Genomic DNA, 18,827 nt, shown 5'->3' on the forward strand with positions numbered 1-18,827 from the left:
ACGCGTGGCGTATCGCCGGCCGGAGTAAGTTATGAGCCCCAAATTTCCCCGCACCCATCAAGGTGCCAGCCCTCCTACCGGTCGGCGCCTGCTGGCAGCAGCCGTCGTCGCTGCATCGCTGGTTGGGTCCCTCCTCGTTCCCGCAACGTTGGCTAGCGCCGAAGAACAGGGGAAAAGTGGTCAGGAAACCATATCCTCAGCAGTAGCGTCGCCAACGGCAGCACCCACAGACCCCGCGGGAGATCCGACGGTTATTGCACCGTCTGGTGTTGAAACAGTAGCGGCGGGCCCGGTTTCGGTGCCGTCTAGCCAACCAATTAGCGTTAGCCCTGCACCGTCTGCCACCGGGGTCCCCCAGCAGGAGGATATCCTGACCCGACTCAAGGAGGCCCAGAGCGGTGGCGGCGCTCACATGGGACAGGGCCTGGAGAAATTAAGCAGGCAATCCGTTTCTGCAGAGGGGCTCTCCACCGAGGCGACCTACATGCCGCCCGGGATCCAAGGGCTGGACGTCAGCAGCCATCAAGGTTCGGTTGACTGGCAGCAACAAAGAAACATGGGTGCCCTTTTTGCCTACGTTAAGGCATCAGAAGCCACAACATACCTGAATCCCCAATTCTCCGGTCAATATAGCGGAGCGCGAAATGTTGGCATGATCCGTGGTGCTTACCACTTCGCCATACCGAGTGTGTCATCAGGAGCAGCTCAGGCCGCGTACTTCGTAAGGAATGGCGGTGCGTGGAGCGGCGATGGCTGGACTTTACCGCCGCTTCTGGACATCGAGTACAACCCATATTCATGGCTGGGTAATACCTGCTACAACATGTCCGCCAGCGATATGATTCTTTGGATCGCAGATTTTTCGAATAACGTATATACACTCACTGGCCGGTACCCCGCAATTTATACAACCACTGACTGGTGGACGCAGTGCACGGGCAACACTCCCGCATTCCGGAATCAGCCACTACACATTGCGTCCTATCGTACGGTCAACCCGGGTACCCTGCCCGCAGGATGGACCAAGTACGACATTTGGCAATACAGCAGTTTAGGACCATTCGCTGGCGACTCTAATGTTTTCAGCGGCAGTTACGCGGAACTACAAGCCCTTGCCAGTGGATTCGACCCGGTCTTGAGCAAATATAACGCCATGGGTGGGACCAGTAGTCGGCTCGGCGCACAAACGCTTCCCCTCTATTGCGGGCTTCGAAACGGTGGCTGCTACCGCCAGTACAACGGCGGCCAAATCATATGGAGCGGCGCGACTGGTGCGAAGGCTGTTTACTTCAGTGCCATCGGCGGGACTTGGCGTGATTGGGGAGGTGTTGACGGTCGCCTGGGATACCCGACCTCCGACGAAGCATGTTCTGTCACCATGTGCTGGCAGGATTTCCAGGGCGGTAGCATCTACTGGTCCACTTCCACACCTTCGATACCGGTGTTCAATGGCGGCATCGGCGCCCGATGGCTGGCAATGGGTGGAACTAAGGGCATCCTAGGGTTCCCACTCGGGGACGAAACTTGCACCACAACAGCCTGCAGCCAGACTTTCCAAGGGGGAAGAATTCTTTGGACCGCGGCATCCGGCCCCTGGGCGATCGTTCCAGGGAACGTTGCCAACGCCTGGCTGGCTTTGGGGGCTGAAAATAGCAGGCTTGGGTATCCCATCGAAAACCAGAACTGTACTAATTCCCAGTGCGCACAGGGCTTTCAAGGTGGCATTATGGTTTGGTCTCAGGCCACAGGTGCCATCCCTGTGTGGCGGACGAGCATTGGAGCCACGTGGCAAGCGCAAGGAGGCCTAGCGGGCCCTTTGGGCGCACCACTGGCACAAGAGGCATGTCAGTTGTCAACGTGCCGTCAGACGTTCGTCAACGGGGAAATTTTCTGGGATTCCCATTGGGGTGCTCAAATTGTCAGAAATGGGGCTATCTCCAAGAAGTGGAAGGAACTTCAAGCAGAGCTTGGTCGCTACGGAGCCCCAACCGGTGGCACCCAATACTGCCTGGAAGCTGAATGTTTTCAGAACTTCGTCGGCGGCACGATTCTCAAAGAACCGGGTACCAGCGCGCCGGCATTTGGAGTTCTCAACGGAACGGGCATCGGGTCTATGTGGGCCAAAATGGGCGGCCAGCAAGCACGCCTCGGTTATCCGGCGTCCGATGAAAGCTGCAGTGGAAGCACATGTCAGCAAACATTCCGCGGCGGCACTATTTATTGGACTCCAAATACTGGCCAGTGGGCGGTCTATGACGGCGCTATTGGCGCTCTCTGGACGGCTCAGGGCGCTCAAAAGGCCCGCCTCGGCTTTCCGGTAAGCAATGAAACTTGTGCGGCGACCTCCTGCCGGCAAAGCTTCCAGGGAGGCGACGTTTTGTGGACGGGAGCCACCGGCGCTGCAGCTGTGTTTTCTGGCGGAATAGGCTCCTTGTGGAAGTCACTAGGTTCGGAAGCCGGACGCCTGGGCTTCCCAACCAACAGCGAAACATGCGGTTTAAGTTCATGCACGCAGTCGTTCACCGGCGGGCAGATATTCTGGGCTTCGGGAGTTGGCATTGGTGCGGTGTACAACAGCGGCATTGGGGGCCTGTGGCGCTCCAACGGCGCCCAGAACGGATTCTTTGGCTTCCCCACAAATAGTGAAACCTGCAGTGCCAGCGAATGTTGGCAGAACTTCCAAGGCGGCTCGATCACGTGGAGTGCTGCAGCTGGCTACGTGGTCAGGCGCTACTAGGCAGCCAACGCCGCACCTAAATTGGCTCGAAAACTGCGGGGCCCACCCTCTTCGGGTGGGCCCCGCTTTTTGCGGCGAAGAACACTCCTCGGGCCGCTCCCGCCCGCCGCTCGTAGCCTGCAGCTAGGAAGAAGCCGCTACCGCTTGCGACCGGGACAGCGAGAGCGTATGGATCAGTACGCCGATGAGAGGGCCGACGAGCAGCGACACCACGGCACGCACGTCCGCATTCAGGGGCAAAACAAGGACCAGCAGGGACACAGCGCTCGCTACCACCCAGCCAGTTGACGACACGTGGTGCCTGTTCAGGGCGACGCACATACCGCCGGTCAGCGTGAGCAACGCCAGTACCGCCGCGGCAACGGTCAAACCTGCAAGCACCCAAGGGGCGACATGGTACTCGGCACCAAATAGAAGCAGCATCAACCAGGGACCAAGAAAATACGCCGCTGCGGCCCCGACAACGGCAACGCCGCCAACAGCGAGTGCGATGGGCTGAAGGGCCGCCAGGCCGCGGCTCCTATGCCGGACAAAGTGGGCAATTGCAACGTTCTGAAACGTCCCCAAGGGCACCATTAGCGGAGCCCGCGTGAGAAGAATGGCAAGCAGCAGGGGTGCCGAGGCCAGATAGATGTCCGCCGGCGTCGTGATCCTGTAGAGGATAGGGAACCCAACCACAAGCGTGGCGCTTGCTGTCGTGGAAACGCTGGCGTGGCCTACCTTCCGGACAAACTCCCGCACGGGTACGTCCAGGGGATGCCTGAAGGCCGCGCGCAACTGCGGACTGAACACGGAAACAAGAACCCAGGCAAAGGCTCCCGCCGCGGCCGCGGCCGCGAATCCAATGGTCGATCCGGCAACCAATCCGACGGCGAGCACAAGAACGAGCCGGAAACAGGATTCGGATGCCACGAGCGTGGAGAATTTTCCCCAGTGGGCACGCCCACTGAGCACACCTGCCAAGGCAGCATGGACAGAAAAGGCCATGCAGGCGATGGCAAGGACAAGCACAAGCACAACCCAGTTCGGCCCAAGGACGGATGGACCCCACAGGATCGATGACAGCACCAGGAGCAATGCGACGCATCCTGCAATTCCGGCGACGACGACGAAAAGAGGCAACGTTTTGTCGTCTTTGGCAGGTGCATGCCGGCGGCCAGGTTCGACACCCCCGGCAGAGACATGGCGGATGATTTCCGTCTGAAGTCCGCCCAGGATTCCGAAAAGCAGGAAAAGTGCCGACCAGAAAGCCAAGAATTCTGCGTTGTCCGCCTTATTCAGAACCCTGGGCACGAACCAGATAACGAGGTAGCCAGCAGCAGCGGAGGCGATCGAAGCAAGGCCCACTGACGCTGCTTGGCGTCTGGCTATCGTCGACTTGCGCGATGGACCGTCCTCGACCCGCGTCATCCGATGACCATCGGGGCCAGAGGGTTCAATTGCCGAATAACTGGGGAGGTCATGGCAACATATTAGTGTTGGAGGCGGGCGGGCGCTCAATCGCAGCCAAGCTCCCGGCAACCCTTCATGGGCTCCAAATGAGCTACGACGATTCTGGAAAGTTGGAAAATGCCGCTCGATATCTTTGTCCCGTACTGGGGCGATCCGGCCCTGCTCAAAGAAACTGTCGCCAGTGTCTTTGCTCAGGATAACCCTGACTGGCTCCTGACGGTCATCGACGATTGCTATCCCGACTCCTCAATCCCAGAGTACTTTGCGGGCATTGACGATGAACGCGTCACGTACAAACGCAACGAAAGCAACAAGGGCATCACCGAGAACTACCGGAGCTGCGTCAGCCAGGCCACTCAGGATCTGATGGTCATCCTCGGCTGCGACGACGTCCTGCTGCCCAACTACGTCGATGTCGTTCTGAAAGCGCATCGCGACTTTCCAGATGCTGCTGTAATCCAGCCAGGTGTCCAGGTCATTGATGAAACGGGTCGTCTGGTCAGGTCACTGGCCGATTCGGTCAAACGCACATTCGTAGGACCCAAGACCAGTTCGGCGACGGTTCTGGCCGGGGAACCACTCGCCGTAAGCCTGCTTGGAGGCAACTGGCTGTATTGGCCGTCCCTCGCGTTCCGGACGGATGCCATTCGCCAGGTCAGTTTTCGGGATGGGCTCCCCATTGTCCAGGATCTCGCGTTGGTGATGGATATGGTGCTCCAGGGCGCTTCACTCGTCCATGTTCCGACGCTGGCATTTTCCTACAGGCGCCACTCGGAGAGCGCCTCCGCCGCCACTCTGACCGACGGGAGCCGGTTCGCCGGAGACCGCGAGTACGCCCGGATCGCCGAAGATCTTTGCCGGGCCAAGGGATGGAATAGGGCTGCTTTTGCTGCCCGCCTTCGATGGACGTCCCGACTTCACGCCATCACCCTTATGCCCGCCGCCCTGTTCTCCCGAAACCGGAGGGCAATCAAAGCAACTCTCAGGCACGCTGTCGGCTCCTGAGGCACAGCCGTCCTGTGAGAAACTGGACGCTGAAGATGTCCGCCCCAGAAAGGCCCAACCAGTGACCCAGTCAACGTCAACGAACACGTCCGCAGCCAAGCGAGGTACCGTCCTCGTTACAGGAGGTGCCGGTTTCATAGGGTGCGCCATATCGCCTGCACTGGTTGCTGCCTTCGAGCGGGTCGTCGCCGTGGACAATCTGCACCCGCAGATCCATGCCGGCCAGACCCGGCCGGAGGAACTCGACCCCGCCGTGGAACTGGTCGTGGCAGACATCACCGAGGCAAAAACCTGGGACGCTGTACTCCCTGCTGTTGCACCCGACGTCGTCATCCACCTCGCGGCGGAGACCGGGACCGGCCAGTCTCTGGAGGAGTCAACGCGCCACGCTTTGGTCAACGTCGTCGGCACCACCCAACTTCTGGACGGCCTCAACCGCAGCGGAAAGCTGCCGCGACGCATCGTTCTGACCAGCAGCAGGGCAGTGTACGGCGAAGGTGCTTGGCGCACGGACGCTGGCGGCGAGCTGTTCTACCCCGGCCAGCGTTCTAATGAAATACTTTCGCGGGGCCAGTGGGACTTTCCTGATGCCCAACCCGTCGCCATGTCGGCAGGTGCTGTTGCTCCGGCGCCCGTCAGCGTCTACGGGTCGACGAAGCTCGCCCAGGAGAACATCCTGGTATCCTGGGCCAAATCGTACGGGGTGGAAGCCGCTGTTCTGAGGCTTCAGAATGTTTACGGGCCAGGCCAATCCCTCATTAACCCGTACACGGGGATCATGTCCTTGTTCTGCCGGATGGCAAAGGCGGGCAAATCAATCCCCCTGTATGAGGATGGTGAAGTACGCCGGGACTTCGTTTTGATCGATGACGTTGCGGCAGCGGTTGTCGCGGCAGCGGTTGCTGAAAAGGCACACGATGGAGCCCTTGATATAGGGTCCGGTGAATTCCAAACCATCCGCACAGCGGCTGAAATCATCAGCCGGCACTACGGCGCCCCCGAACCCCATGTCACGGGGCAGTTCCGCCAGGGCGATGTCCGGCATGCCTGGGCCGACGTGGAACCGGCAAAAGCTGCGCTCCCCTGGGCGCCCCGCTACGATCTGGAAGCCGGCATCACACGCCTTGCCGAATGGATCGACAGCCGTCTTCCTGCCGAGGCCACCCTTTAGTCAGGCTCTATAAAAGCAGCGGGAGCGGTGTGCGTCAAAGACGCACACCGCTCCCGCTGTTTTTTCGCGCCCCAGGACCTCATCCAAGCCCGGGCACGGAATAGCTATCCTGTGCCCGCCGGCGCCTCCGCTGCTTTCTTCTGCCCCTCTGCGGAGTCTGACTGCTCACCGCTGGCGTCCTCAGTTTCGAGGGCCGCCGGTACAGCAGGCTGCTTACCAGGGGCGGCTATGGAAACGCGTGCAGCCTTTCGTCGGCGGACTGCACGCATGACCGGCCGTTCAACCAGGACCCAGCTCGCGATGGCGAGTACGAGCGTGCCAGCCGCTGATGTGAGGATGTAGACGAGCATGCCCCGGTTATGGACCCCGTAGAGCGCCAACAGCTGTTGCATTGGCCAGGCGTAGATGTAGAAGCCGTAAGACACATCATGGACGCGGATCAACCGGGGCGAAGGCAGGACGGAAGAGACCCACAGCAGGCCGTAAGCGATGAGTGGTGCGGCAAGCTGGCCACCCCAGGTGGGGACGGCGGCAATGCAAACGGCAGTCCCGATGATCGACCCGACACCGGTGGACCAGTGCAACCCGACCCACTTGGACAAAGCCTGAACGACTGCACCTCCGAGGAAGAATGGAAGCAGCTTCGCGAGCAAAGAGAAGTTGGTGTCCTGAAGCAGCGGCATGGTTACCGGCAGGTTGGCATAGAGAAGGACGCTTGCAATAAAGGCCAGCACCAGTGGCAGCGGTGAACGCCGGACCCACGCCACTCCCCCAACAGCCGCAATAATCAGGTAACAGAGGAATTCATAATAAAGGCTCCACAGCGACCCGTTCCAAGAGCCCGCAAAGGGAACGGTCGCAGGAGTGAAGGCAACATCGTAGTTCCTCATTTCTAGGAACAGGTTTGAGAAGACGAACCGGAGCGGAGTGGTCTCAGTGGTCCAGTAACCAGCGAGAGTACCGTTCTGGTGCAAGAAGCCAAGCGGAGCAAAAACAGCGATCGTCACTGCCAGGCATGCTAGAAATGCCGGATAGATCCGGGCAACACGATGAACCAGATACTCTCCCAGGCCGTTCGTAAATCGGCTCCCGGTGATCAGGAAACCACTCAGGGCGAAGAAGCCTGCAACGGCCCAACCGCCGAGGTTTTCGCCACGAACGTGCGGACCCTCACCTGCCCCGGCAAGGTAAAAACTGTGGGCAAAGAGCACCAGCGCGGCAAGACCCAAACGGATCATGTTCATGCTGTTGTTGCGCGGGTCCAGCACCCTGCCGAAACGGAGCGCTGGTTCCGGACGATCGGCGCCTCCCAGACCGGCGGCGCGTGATCCATGCCTCTCGGCCAGGTTCGAACGGCTCCCGGCTCTACTCACTAGACGAGCTCGTTCGGCTTTGGCGCCTCATCGATTGCGATGCGACGCGAAAGCTTGGTCAGAGCATTTTCGGCGTGTCGGAAACGCTGGTACGTCGTGGCCATAAAGACAAACAGGGAAACGACTGCGCCGTATAGAACGAGGTCTGTGCCACGTCCGATGCCCAGGAATTGCGCCACCCGGGTCAGCGCTTCGGGGAAGAATACCGACAGCGCGGCGACGACCGCAAAGATCATCAGCAGCATGCGTCGAACGGCGAGATGCCTGGCGTTGGATCCACCACGCATCAGGGCGAGCGAAACCACCATGACGGCAACGACGAGAACAAGTTGAACAATGATTAACAAACTGGCACCTTGAGCTTGAGTGTGAAGAGGGTCTACTTAAAGAACAACTCGGCCACGATGTTGACGGAGTTCAACAGCGATTGTCCCTTGGCCTTGGAATAGTCGGTGTAGATAATTTCCACGGGGTGCTCCGCGTATTTCGGCTGGAGTTTTGCCAACTGATTGACCAACTCGGAGGCGTGGGCCATTCGGTTCTGGGTCAGGTGGATGTTGGACGCCACATAGGGGTTGAATGCGCGGAGCCCATTATGGGCGTCAGTCAGGTCCAGGCCGGTTGCCAACCTCGATTGGATCGCCGCCGTCTTGAGGACAAGCCGCTTCGCCGGTGAAAGTTTCGTGCGGTCGTCAAGGAAGCGGGAACCGAGAATAATGTCGGCTTCGCCCGCCCGTACCCGGTCAACCATTGCCTTGGCATCGTCGACCCTGTGCTGCCCGTCGGCGTCGAAAGTGACAACGCAGTCCAGATCCGGATCCTGGAGGGCAAACTCGATGCCCGTCTGCAGGGCAGCACCCTGCCCGAGGTTTATTGGATGCTGAACCACTACTGCACCCGCGGCCCGGGCCCTCTCCTGCGATCCGTCCGTGCTGCCGTCGTCAACGCAGACTACGTAGGGAAACTGCTTCCGCAGCCCCTCGACGACCGAGCCTACGACAGTAGCCTCGTTGTACATGGGAATTACGATCCAGGTGCGACTCACGGGTTCAATTGTCGCATATGGCAAGACAGGGATTGGGCACGGGGCACCCTCCCGGCACAGACCGGGCAGAGGTTTCCGCTCCCCGCAAGGCCCGGGTACCGAAAACCATGCGTGCACGCTACCTCAGGTATTCAGCCATTCTACTGATGGAGCTTGCGGGCTTGAAGCCTGTCGCTTGGATTTTGGCCAAGTCCAAGACGCTGTTCAATGGTCTTGGTGCTGCAGCCTTTCCGCGAAAATACTCTTCAGTGGAAACTCCGGTGACGTCCTCACGGTGCGCTCCAGCGAGCTCATAGACATCCGCCGCAATGTCGGCCCAGGACTGCGGGGCTCCCTCATTGGTGAGGTTGTACGTTCCGTACGGCGCGCCTGTCCGCAGCAAGTGGCCGATCCCATCAGCAATGTCCGTGGTGAAGCTGAGCCGGCCGATTTGGTCGTTGACCACCGAAGGCTTAATTCCGCGCGCGGCAAGAGAGGCCATGGTCCGGACAAAATTGTTACCCTCCCCAATGACCCAACTGGTTCGTACTATGTAATGCCGTGGAATTGCGCTGACAACGGCATCACCGGCCGCTTTCGTTTGCCCGTAGACGCCCAAGGGTGAGAACGCCTCTGCTTCGTCGTGGATGTCCTTTGTCCCGTCGAAGACATAGTCAGATGACACGTGGACCACGGTGAGATCATGCTCTACGGCTGCCCGCGCCAGATGCGCCGCCGCAGTGACATTGATAAGCCACGCATCTGCGCGCCCTTCCGGCGTTTCAGCCGCATCAACGGCTGTATAGGCAGCAGCGTTGATCACAGCCCAATAATTCTTCCAGTTCCGCTGGGAATACGCCGCGGCATCGCTGATGTCAAACTCGCTGCGGGCGGCGAATTCGACGGAAGTGTCGCCGTCGTACAGCTCACGAAGTGCCTTGCCCAGCTGACCATCGGCACCCACGACCAGGATCTTTTTCGGTGGCATGGGCTGTACGTTAGCCAACCTTGGGTGGGCCTTGTCCTTGTCCGAGAGTTCTGCCTGTTCAAGTGGAATGGGCCATCCGATGCCCGCGGTTTCATCCGCCAGGTTCAAAAATGTGTACTGGTCCTGGGCGTCCGCTGACCAGTGATCGTTGACCAGGTATGTGTAGGCAGTGTTGTCCTCCAGGGTCTGGAACGCGTTGCCCACACCGCGGGGAATATATATGGCGTGGCTGGGATCCAATACCGCAGTGAAGACCGCACCGAAGGAAGGACCTTGGCGAAGGTCCACCCAAGCACCGAATATTCTCCCGGTCGCCACAGAAATGAACTTGTCCCAAGGCTCCGCATGGATACCTCGCGTGGTGCCCGTCTTTTCATTAAAGGAGATGTTGTTCTGCACCGGGCGGAAATCCGGGAGCCCAAGGGCAATCATTTTCTCGCGTTGCCAATTTTCCTTGAACCAGCCGCGGTTATCTCCATGGACCGGAAGATCGTAAAGAACGACGCCCGGGATCGGCGTTTCGTGGGCCACTAACTTCTTGGAGAACTCGATCGACATCTTCTACTGGCCCTGTTCCTTGTACTTTGCTTCTGTCTGCGCCTTTTGCGGCCGCCACCAGTCTTCGTTGTCCCGGTACCAGGCGATGGTGTCTTCGATGCCTGCATCGAAGTTGGAGAATTGCGGTTCCCAGCCCAGCTCATCGCGCAGCTTGGTGGAGTCGATCGCATAGCGCAGGTCGTGGCCGGGACGGTCCACGACGTGGTCGTACGCGTCCGGGGCCTGGCCCATGTGCTTGAGGATCAGCTCGACGACGTCTTTGTTGTTCTTTTCGCCGTCCGCGCCGATGAGGTAGGTTTCGCCGATCTTGCCCTTGGCGATGATCGTCAGGACCGCGGAGGAATGATCGTTGGCGTGGATCCAGTCACGGACGTTTTCACCCTTGCCGTAAAGCTTCGGACGGATCCCGTCAATGACGTTGGTGATCTGCCGAGGAATGAACTTCTCCACATGCTGGTACGGGCCGTAATTGTTCGAGCAGTTACTGATGGTGGCCTGCAGGCCGAAGGACCGCACCCAGGCACGGACCAGCAAATCCGAGCCAGCCTTGGTCGAGGAGTACGGGCTGGACGGGTTATATGGCGTCTGCTCGGTGAACCGTTCCGGGTCATCCAGCTCCAGGTCGCCGTAGACCTCGTCCGTGGAGATGTGGTGGAAGCGCTTATTGTGCTTCCGAGCGGCCTCGATCAGCGTGAACGTGCCGATGATGTTGGTGTCCAGGAACGGGCGTGGGTCATGCAGGGAGTTGTCGTTGTGCGATTCGGCGGCGTAGTGCACCACGACGTCAACGTCGGCCACGAGTCCGTCCACCAGACCGGCGTCGGCTATGTCCCCTTGAACAAAGGTGAACCGCCCCTCCGGGAGGTCCCGCAGCGACTCCAGATTGCCCGCGTACGTTAGCTTGTCGAGGACCGTAACGTGATCGTCAGTGTTTTCGAGAACGTAGTGAACAAAATTGGAACCGATGAAGCCGGCACCGCCAGTGACAAGGAGTTTCTGCATTCACATAGCCTAACGTGCTGCGGGGAGCCGCCTCGGTGAGAGAATAACCAGTCAGAACTACCAAGTTTGCTGGTGCTGGTTAGGGCAGGCAATGATAGAGCCTATGCGTGGAATCATTCTGGCCGGCGGCACGGGCTCGCGGCTGCACCCAATTACTCTTGGCTCTAGCAAGCAACTCGTACCCGTCTACGACAAGCCGATGATTTACTACCCGCTCTCGACACTGATCCTGGCCGGAATCAGAGACATCCTCATTATCACCACCCCCCATGACGCTGAACAGTTCGAGCGATTGCTGGGCGATGGCTGGCAGTTCGGCGTCAACATCACCTATAAACAGCAGCCAAGTCCCGACGGCCTGGCTCAAGCGTTCATTCTGGGTCAAGAGCACATAGGGAATGAACCGGTTGCGCTCGTACTGGGTGACAACATTTTCTATGGTCAAGGCATGGGGACCCAGTTGCGGCGGTTTAAGGACATCGAGGGGGGCGCCGTATTTGGCTATTGGGTAGCAGATCCCACGGCTTATGGCGTCGTCGAGTTCGACGAGCAGGGTACTGCGGTCTCCCTTGAGGAGAAGCCGCTGAAACCCCGGAGCCACTACGCTGTGCCCGGCCTCTACTTCTATGACAATGAGGTCATTGAGATCGCCAAGAACCTGGAGCCCTCTCCCCGTGGAGAGCTTGAGATAACAGACGTCAACCGGACGTATCTTGAGCGTGGTCAACTCAAAGTTGAAATTTTGCCCCGCGGGACGGCTTGGCTGGATACAGGGACCTTCGATTCACTCAACGATGCGTCCAACTTCATTCGAACTGTCGAGCACCGGCAAGGTCTCAAGATAGGCGCCCCTGAAGAAATTGCCTGGCGACTGGGTTTCCTGAGCGACGACGAATTGCGAACGCGCGCGGAGCCCTTGCTCAAGAGCGGCTACGGCAGCTATCTGCTGGACCTACTCCGCAGCGCAAACAACTAAGAACAGGTAGATCCCCACATGTCCTGGTGGAACGCCCTGCCCGCATTTGCTGTCGCTTTCCTCATCACATTCGGCCCCGGCGGAGCACTCGCCTACTTCATCGGCGCCCGGAGACTGACGCTGCTCTGCCTTGCGCCCCTGCTCAGCGTCGGCATCATAGGGGTGGCCGGTATCGCAGCCGGCGCTGTAGGTCTCGGGTGGGGCCTCACGCCGTTGCTGCTGACGACCGGAGGCGCCTGCACAGCAGCTTGGGCACTTCGGCGGTTCGTGTTCAAGGCCGGGTTTCCGGTCACCCAACCGGCGCCGTTCCTGGCCTGGGCCGGTGCTGCCACAGGCATTGCTGTCGGCGGAATCCTGATCGCACGGCGGCTTAAGCAAGTTATCGGCAGCCCTGAAAACTTCGCGCAGCGCTTCGACAATGTGTTCCACCTGAACGCCATCCGCTACATCATAGAGACCGGCAACGCATCCTCACTGACCTTGGGCGGGATGGCTGGAGGAGAGGGAGGCGGCGCGATCTACCCCTCCGCGTGGCACTCCATCGCGGCCCTGGTTGCCCAACTCTCTGCTACGGACGTGGTTGTTGCTGAGAATGTCTTCAACATTACTATTGGCGCCGTTGTCTGGCCGGCCACGCTGATCCTGCTGGTGCACCGTATCGTCGGCCCACGACCCGTGGGGCTGGCACTCACAGGTGTTTTTGCCGCCGGCTTCACCGCATTCCCCATCTCGATCATGGACTTCGGCCCCCTGTACCCGAACATCTTGTCCTATGCCCTGCTGCCGGCGGCCCTGGCCATGGTTATCGGAGTATGCCGAGTTGGGTTCGACCACACTGAAGACAGGATCATGCTGTGGATGGCCCTGATCGTGGCTGTCCCAGCGCTTGCCCTGTCGCAGACGAACGGCCTTTTGTCCCTTGCAGCGTTCTCGCTCCCTCTCGGCCTGTGGGTCGCGGGTCGCGCGTTACTCGTTCAGCGCGGCCAGCCGATCCGTTACAGGCTGATCATCCTTGGAGCGACCCTGGTGGGGCTGCTTGTGTTTGCGCTGGTTTGGCGCGTGTTGCGCCCCTTGGTGGACTACGACGGATGGGCGCCGTTCACTAGCTTGACGGGTGCTGTGGGCGAAGTCATTTTAAATGCCCCTATAGGCCGGCCGGTCGCCTGGGCACTCTCCGTCCTCTCCCTCATCGGCCTTCGGCAGGTTCTCCGGAAGACCCAAGATTTCTGGATCGTCCTTTGCTGGCTTGTGCCAGTGATTCTTTACATAACAACGGCCTCCTCTCCCAAGGGCTTCTGGCGGATGCTGCTCACAGGCGGGTGGTATCAGGACAGTTACCGCCTTGCAGCCCTGCTTCCCATCTTTACCGTGGTCCTTGCAACCGTTGGCAGTTTATTCCTTTGGGACCTGATAAAGACCCCGGTGGCTAAGGTCGCCGCTCAGTGGCGCGCGCCGCTGAGCTACAGGTTCCGGGCAGCACCTGCCGCCGGGCTGGCTGCCCTCTTTATTCTGGCGGCAGTGGTAGCAACACAGACCGGAACCATGCGCGGAATTACGGAGGAGGCTTCACGGGCGTACGTTCTCGACTCCTCTTCGCCAATTGTTGATTCCGACGAGCTGGCCGTGATCAAGCGCCTGGGCGAAAACGTTCCCGGGGACGCCACAATCGCTGTAAACCCTTGGAACGGGGGCTCCTTGGCGTACGCGCTGACGGGGCGAAAGGTCAGCACCTACCATATGTTTTCCGCCAACGACCCCGAACTGGCAGTGATCAACGAGGAACTCGGTGAGGCCCTTCCAGGTTCAACCGTTTGCTCCATCGCCAAAGCACGACATGTTGACTTCATCCTCGACTTTGGATCCACCTATCTCGCCAACGCGGAGGGGGCCCAGGAGTTTAGGGGCGTGGTGGATGTCAAGCCTTCACCATCAGTGCAGGTGGCTGACAGCCAAGGGGACGCCAAACTACTGAAAGTCGTCTCCTGCGGTTAAGCAGCGAGAGCCACTTGGAGCAATGACACAAAGGCCGGAGCGGAGATCCGGATCGAATCCATGAGGACCGGCGGACCCTGGCATCGAACTACGTTAACCAGCGACGCGCGATATCTCCGAAAGGTTCCCCGGTTGCAGGAGTTGAAACCGTGCTGTGCACCCGCACTCTACGGAAAAGTTGGCTTCGCGACTGCCATCAACTCGAAGTTATTCATCATCCGACGCCGATTCCTCAGGATTTCAGTCGGTCGCGTTTCTTAGCCCCACCCCGCCCATCGCTATCGATGACAAAGCCCCCCGCCGACCACTTTTAAAACTTTTGCGCCGCGAAGAGCCTGGCGCAAGGCGAATTTTGCCACAATCAGCACCGATCACGTTTAGTGGCCGACGCGAAGCTTGGCTTACGAGCCGCGCCAACTGGGCCGGAACGACCAGGAAATGTTAACCTTGGCCGATGGCTGAGAACCTGTATCTCATTGCCTCTGGTGGTAACCCAAACTATGGCGATGAGCTGATCGTGGCTGCATGGCTGAGGTTTTTGGCCCGCGTCCGGCCTGACGCAACCGTCTGGTTGGACTGCCCGCAACCGGTTACAGCAAGCGCCCTTTTTTCCCGAATTCATGCTGGCTTTCGCGCTACGAATACGTTATGGCGTGCGTGTGCAGAGGCTCCCGATCAGTCGGCCCAAGGAGTGTGGGAGCATGTCGGCAATGTTGTTGCCCGCGGCGGCTCACATGTATACGACATCGGGCTGATGGAGTTGGGCCAAGCGGACTCAATGCATCTTCTTGGCGGCGGATATGTCAATGGTGTCTGGCCGGACCATGTTGGACTCGTTGCGGGTATGAAAGCCGCCCGCAAACTGAGCGGCTGCAGGCTCCTAGGTTCTGGGCTCGGTCTCTGGCCGCTGCCTCGGAACGCCGAACAGTTAGCGAATTCCTTCGCGGACTTTTCTGCAGTCAGCGTCCGCGATGACGCCAGTGCGAAGTTCCTGGGCCTTGCAACGGGACTGGATGATGCTTTCCTGGGCCTGCTCCGTGAGCTGCGCCGGAGTGCACACTTGCCGCAGTCGCGGGCCCAGGATGTGATGTTGTGCATCCAGAGCGACATGACCGATGAACGGACGTTCTCCCGTCTCAGAGACAAACTGCGAGTTGTAGTCGAAAATTCCTTGGCAAGCGGTCTCTCCGTGGGCTACGTGGAGGCCATTCCGGGATCAGACCGTATAATGTTCGATGCCCTTGAAGGCCTTATTCCGGAGGAGAACTTCGCCTCGTTCACCCAGATCTGGAGGCTGGGACTCCCCGTCCGTCCTGGTCAGCATTGGTACACGTCACGGTTTCACCCGCACCTCGTCGCAGCCGCTGCTGGAGCCAGCGGCGTTGCAATCGGCATCCTTGATGACTATTACGACGTCAAGCACCGTTCGCTTCTTGATCTTGGAACCGGATGGGTTTATGCATCAGCTGAGGACCAAGCTGATCTGCCGCTCCCCACAAAAGCGCCGAGTTTCGAGAATCGATCCTTGCGCTTGGCGAACCAGAAGAGGCGCGAAGCTCTCGCCCTGTACCCAGTTCCGTAGCTGAACAATCATCCGGCCGAATCTCCAACAGATGTGCAGAACCAGCTTCTATGGGCCCTTAAGTAGCTGTTCGGGAGGTGAGTTCAAGTCATTGGAGGAAAGTCGCCCCGCTGGCAGGCGACAATAAACGTTCCTGGCCATTCAACTCCGAACAGGACTATGACCCACAAACAGGCCAGCGCGCGGAATTGCTGCGGCATCCCGTCATCCTGCCCGCCCCATGACCCAACCGCACCCTCCAGCCGCTTGGCCTGTCAAAGAACGGGAAAAACTTGGATCCTGCCTGGCTATCGCTCCTGAGAGGATACAGCGGGGAGCAAGGGGACCATGGAGAATATGCCGAACAGCCGCGATACCGGTCACTTTCCATTAGTACAGCTGGCGCGACCCCACTAATTTTCGCCCCAGACCCCCATAGATCTTGAATGCCGGATCAGGCGACGCTCCGTACCTGTTTCGGTGACGGGTTGAACTTTAAGCCTTCGAGAATCTTCTTTGCGACTCCAACCTGAAGGCGTATCCCCACCCGGCCACGGCGCATCCAGACGTACGTACTAACGACAAAACGAAGCCAGTCCAGTTTGTTGTCGTGGTGCCAACGATACGATGACTCATTGCGGGCGCCGTAGAAGAATTTCCAGGCATTGTCGGGGTTCACGTCACCAAAATTCACGCCTCGGTTGTCTGGCATATCATGAACTGCCACACTGTCCAGAACCTGGACTCCCGGGCCTTCCGCACTGATGCGCAGCGTGTATTCCATGTCATCAAACCAGATAAAGTACTCCACCAGCGGCAATCCGTATTTTGCAATGGAGCGGCGAGGAATCAAGACGGACACGAACGAACAGTTAGTGATGACCACGGTATTTTGGCCCTTGGCAATCAGGCGCCCCCAGTCCCAAGCGGTCCCGGGGTTGTTCATTTCACAGATGGACCCGTCTGTGTAGCGGACCAATGAGCAGCTGTACGGAACGGGACGGCCTAGCTCCACTTCGGCAGCAGCATGCCCTGCCAGCAACGTCTCCAGAGCGGTCTTCTCCGTATAGCAGTCGTCATCCATGATCCAGACCCAGTCCGCACCACGTTCGTAGGCACGTTCCATGCCGGCTGCGAATCCACCAGCTCCTCCGCTGTTGGTATCAAGACGCAGGATTTCCACCCGCGGGTCATCCTGGTAATCAGCCAAGAGTTGCGGCGTGGAATCGGTGCTGGCGTTATCCACCACAATCAGCAGGTCCACACCCCGGGACTGGGCCAAGATTGAATCCAGCACCCTGCCAAGCTTGCCGACCCTGTTGTAGGTTACAACGACGGCCGCGACTTTATCGGTCATGCTTTCCATCCTTCGTAGAGCGCCTTGGTCCATCCACGGGCGTCCGGGAGTTGCTTCAAGGCGTTGATCTTTTGCTGCTGCTCGGAGATGATTTCTCTCCGAAGCGCTTCCGAGGACATCACCGCCTGGGTCAGCTTTACCGCTTCCTTGATAAAGGCGAATGGTTGGCGAGGAAGGAGCGCTTGGCCGGCCACTAGGGACGCTTGCGAGCCTACGTCGGACGATAGAACAGCGACGTTCATCGCTGTGGCTTCGAATGTTGTCAAGGTGAGACCCTCATTGTCGGAGGAAATGACCAGAAGATCCGCCTCAGCCAGGGTGTCGTCCACTGCCCGCGGTGGCTGGCGAAGTTCAACACGGCCAGTTAAGCCATAGCGGCCAACCAAGCTTTCCGTCTCCTCCAACAGTGCGCCGTCGCCGTGGACGATGAACCTCACGTCTGTTCCGACAGCCTTGACTAGCGCTGCAGCATAGCGCAGGAACAGGTAGGGGCGCTTCTGCTGGCTAAGCCTTCCGATAAACGCGACCGTGAACGGCCGGCTACTTTCACTGGCCGAGGCGGCGCTATGCGACTCCAACTGATCGGAAAGGCCATAAAGCGGCGCCAAGGCTACTCTGGTCTTCGGTATGTCCCGAAGCAGCGTCAAGTAGTCCCGGAGCTGGGGAGAGATGACGTGATGTATATCGATTGTGTTGGAGAGCTTGACTGACACTTCCACAAACCCGCCGGTGCGCCACTCCAGGATGTGGAGAGTGTCGGCGATTTGAATCGAAGGATCCCACGCCTTGAACCAAGGCAGCCGGTGGTACAGCCAGTTGTTGTGGTGTACATGGATACCCCGCACCGAGAACTCTGAGAGCAGCCTGAGGAGCAGATCTGCATCCTCACCCTGCGGCAACGGAAAACTTAGGGGCAGGACGAGTGCTCCATCTAGTTCCGGCCGGTCAATCCACGGATGCCACGAATCCCGGTCAGTCAGAACGATAGGAAGAAAGCCGGCCTCTTTAGCCAAGGCAATAGCCTCCAACGCCCAGCGCTCGGCCCCACCCATTTCCAGCCAGTGCAAGCCGAAGATAATCGCGGGCGGCCGTCCTGTCTGCCGGTTCCCTGAGGGAGACGACGAGACTTGAGAGGCCGCAATCCGCTGTGGACGACGCTTTGGCAGTATGCGCTCCTCGTAAAAGTCTGTGAGACCCTGCCGCAACGCGTCGAAGGCTACCGGGGCGCCAAACCTTACGCGCTTGAAGACTTTGCCTTTGAGCCCGGCGCGATCATAAAAGCTGGTGCCACCCTCTGAGCGCTCACCGCCGAGGTCAATAACGAGCGGCATGATGCCACGGTCATGAGGGACATCCGCTTCGACGGTGCTCCGCACGGCCAGGGAGCAGATCGCAGCCCGGTCAGCCTTCCATTCCAAGCGGTGGCAGGCCTCATCCGTCAGGCTCGGGTACTCACCCTCCGGTGCACGAAGTACTACGACCTTAAATTCGCGAGCGGGATGAACCAGGGAGTGGAAATTCAGGGCACCGGTAAGCAACCCAAGCTCACGTGCGGTCAGGCGTCCAGCGCCGCCACCGAGGCCGCTTTCCCCGTCATCGACAATGTCGAAAAGCAGTCGGGCTCTACTCAT

14 protein-coding genes are annotated in these 18,827 nt (G+C 59.3%); 6 read left to right on the top strand and 8 right to left on the bottom strand.

Annotation, left to right across the window (positions count from 1 at the left end; genetic code table 11):
* Positions 1-412 precede the first annotated feature (412 nt).
* Positions 413-2,737 (top strand): GH25 family lysozyme, encoded by a 2,325-nt coding sequence (locus tag FBY31_RS06100; protein ID WP_235012944.1) that lies wholly within the window; start codon positions 413-415, stop codon positions 2,735-2,737.
* A 123-nt stretch (positions 2,738-2,860) separates the two neighbouring features.
* Here the strand turns inward: FBY31_RS06100 and FBY31_RS06105 are convergent, their stop codons facing one another.
* Positions 2,861-4,237 carry a hypothetical protein gene (locus FBY31_RS06105; RefSeq protein ID WP_142038147.1) on the bottom strand — a complete coding sequence of 459 codons (1,377 nt, stop codon included), beginning with the start codon at positions 4,235-4,237 and terminating at the stop codon, positions 2,861-2,863.
* Between the two features lie 69 nt (positions 4,238-4,306).
* Between FBY31_RS06105 and FBY31_RS06110 the strand changes: the two genes are divergently transcribed.
* Together FBY31_RS06110 and FBY31_RS06115 are read left to right on the top strand one after the other, a co-directional pair.
* Positions 4,307-5,194 (top strand): glycosyltransferase, encoded by an 888-nt coding sequence (locus FBY31_RS06110; RefSeq protein WP_142038150.1) that lies wholly within the window; start codon positions 4,307-4,309, stop codon positions 5,192-5,194.
* Between the two features lie 61 nt (positions 5,195-5,255).
* Positions 5,256-6,365 carry an NAD-dependent epimerase/dehydratase family protein gene (locus FBY31_RS06115; RefSeq protein WP_142038152.1) on the top strand — a complete coding sequence of 370 codons (1,110 nt, stop codon included), beginning with the start codon at positions 5,256-5,258 and terminating at the stop codon, positions 6,363-6,365.
* A 104-nt stretch (positions 6,366-6,469) separates the two neighbouring features.
* Here FBY31_RS06115 and FBY31_RS06120 read toward each other — a convergent pair whose 3' ends face one another.
* The 5 genes from FBY31_RS06120 to rfbB all read right to left on the bottom strand — a co-directional run bounded on the left by FBY31_RS06120 (position 6,470) and on the right by rfbB (position 11,310).
* Positions 6,470-7,609 carry an acyltransferase family protein gene (locus FBY31_RS06120; protein WP_142038155.1) on the bottom strand — a complete coding sequence of 380 codons (1,140 nt, stop codon included), beginning with the start codon at positions 7,607-7,609 and terminating at the stop codon, positions 6,470-6,472.
* Positions 7,610-7,737: 128 nt separating this feature from the next.
* Positions 7,738-8,085: a DUF2304 domain-containing protein gene (locus FBY31_RS06125; protein ID WP_142038157.1), complete on the bottom strand. Its 348-nt coding sequence runs from the start codon at positions 8,083-8,085 to the stop codon at positions 7,738-7,740.
* 32 nt (positions 8,086-8,117) lie between these two features.
* Positions 8,118-8,783, bottom strand: coding sequence for a glycosyltransferase family 2 protein (locus FBY31_RS06130; protein WP_235012945.1), 666 nt, complete (start codon positions 8,781-8,783; stop codon positions 8,118-8,120).
* 118 nt (positions 8,784-8,901) lie between these two features.
* Positions 8,902-10,308, bottom strand: coding sequence for a sugar nucleotide-binding protein (locus FBY31_RS06135; protein ID WP_142038160.1), 1,407 nt, complete (start codon positions 10,306-10,308; stop codon positions 8,902-8,904).
* Between the two features lie 3 nt (positions 10,309-10,311).
* Positions 10,312-11,310: a dTDP-glucose 4,6-dehydratase gene (rfbB, locus tag FBY31_RS06140; RefSeq protein WP_142038162.1), complete on the bottom strand. Its 999-nt coding sequence runs from the start codon at positions 11,308-11,310 to the stop codon at positions 10,312-10,314.
* Positions 11,311-11,413: 103 nt separating this feature from the next.
* On the opposite strand from rfbB, the gene rfbA reads away from it, so the two are divergent.
* The 3 genes from rfbA to FBY31_RS06155 all read left to right on the top strand — a co-directional run bounded on the left by rfbA (position 11,414) and on the right by FBY31_RS06155 (position 15,860).
* Positions 11,414-12,286: a glucose-1-phosphate thymidylyltransferase RfbA gene (gene rfbA / locus FBY31_RS06145; RefSeq protein ID WP_142038165.1), complete on the top strand. Its 873-nt coding sequence runs from the start codon at positions 11,414-11,416 to the stop codon at positions 12,284-12,286.
* An 18-nt stretch (positions 12,287-12,304) separates the two neighbouring features.
* Positions 12,305-14,278: a DUF6541 family protein gene (locus FBY31_RS06150; protein WP_142038168.1), complete on the top strand. Its 1,974-nt coding sequence runs from the start codon at positions 12,305-12,307 to the stop codon at positions 14,276-14,278.
* Positions 14,279-14,732: 454 nt separating this feature from the next.
* A complete protein-coding gene (locus FBY31_RS06155) occupies positions 14,733-15,860 on the top strand; it encodes a polysaccharide pyruvyl transferase family protein (RefSeq protein WP_142038171.1) in 1,128 nt (375 codons plus the stop codon).
* A gap of 433 nt (positions 15,861-16,293) precedes the next feature.
* Here the strand turns inward: FBY31_RS06155 and FBY31_RS06160 are convergent, their stop codons facing one another.
* Both FBY31_RS06160 and FBY31_RS06165 read right to left on the bottom strand, forming a co-directional pair.
* A complete protein-coding gene (locus FBY31_RS06160; protein ID WP_200833321.1) occupies positions 16,294-17,196 on the bottom strand; it encodes a glycosyltransferase family 2 protein in 903 nt (300 codons plus the stop codon).
* Positions 17,193-18,827, bottom strand: coding sequence for a glycosyltransferase (locus FBY31_RS06165; protein ID WP_142038176.1), 1,635 nt, complete (start codon positions 18,825-18,827; stop codon positions 17,193-17,195). Before FBY31_RS06165 ends, FBY31_RS06160 begins: the two co-directional genes overlap by 4 nt.

This window comes from Arthrobacter sp. SLBN-100, assembly GCF_006715305.1.
GTDB lineage: Bacteria > Actinomycetota > Actinomycetes > Actinomycetales > Micrococcaceae > Arthrobacter.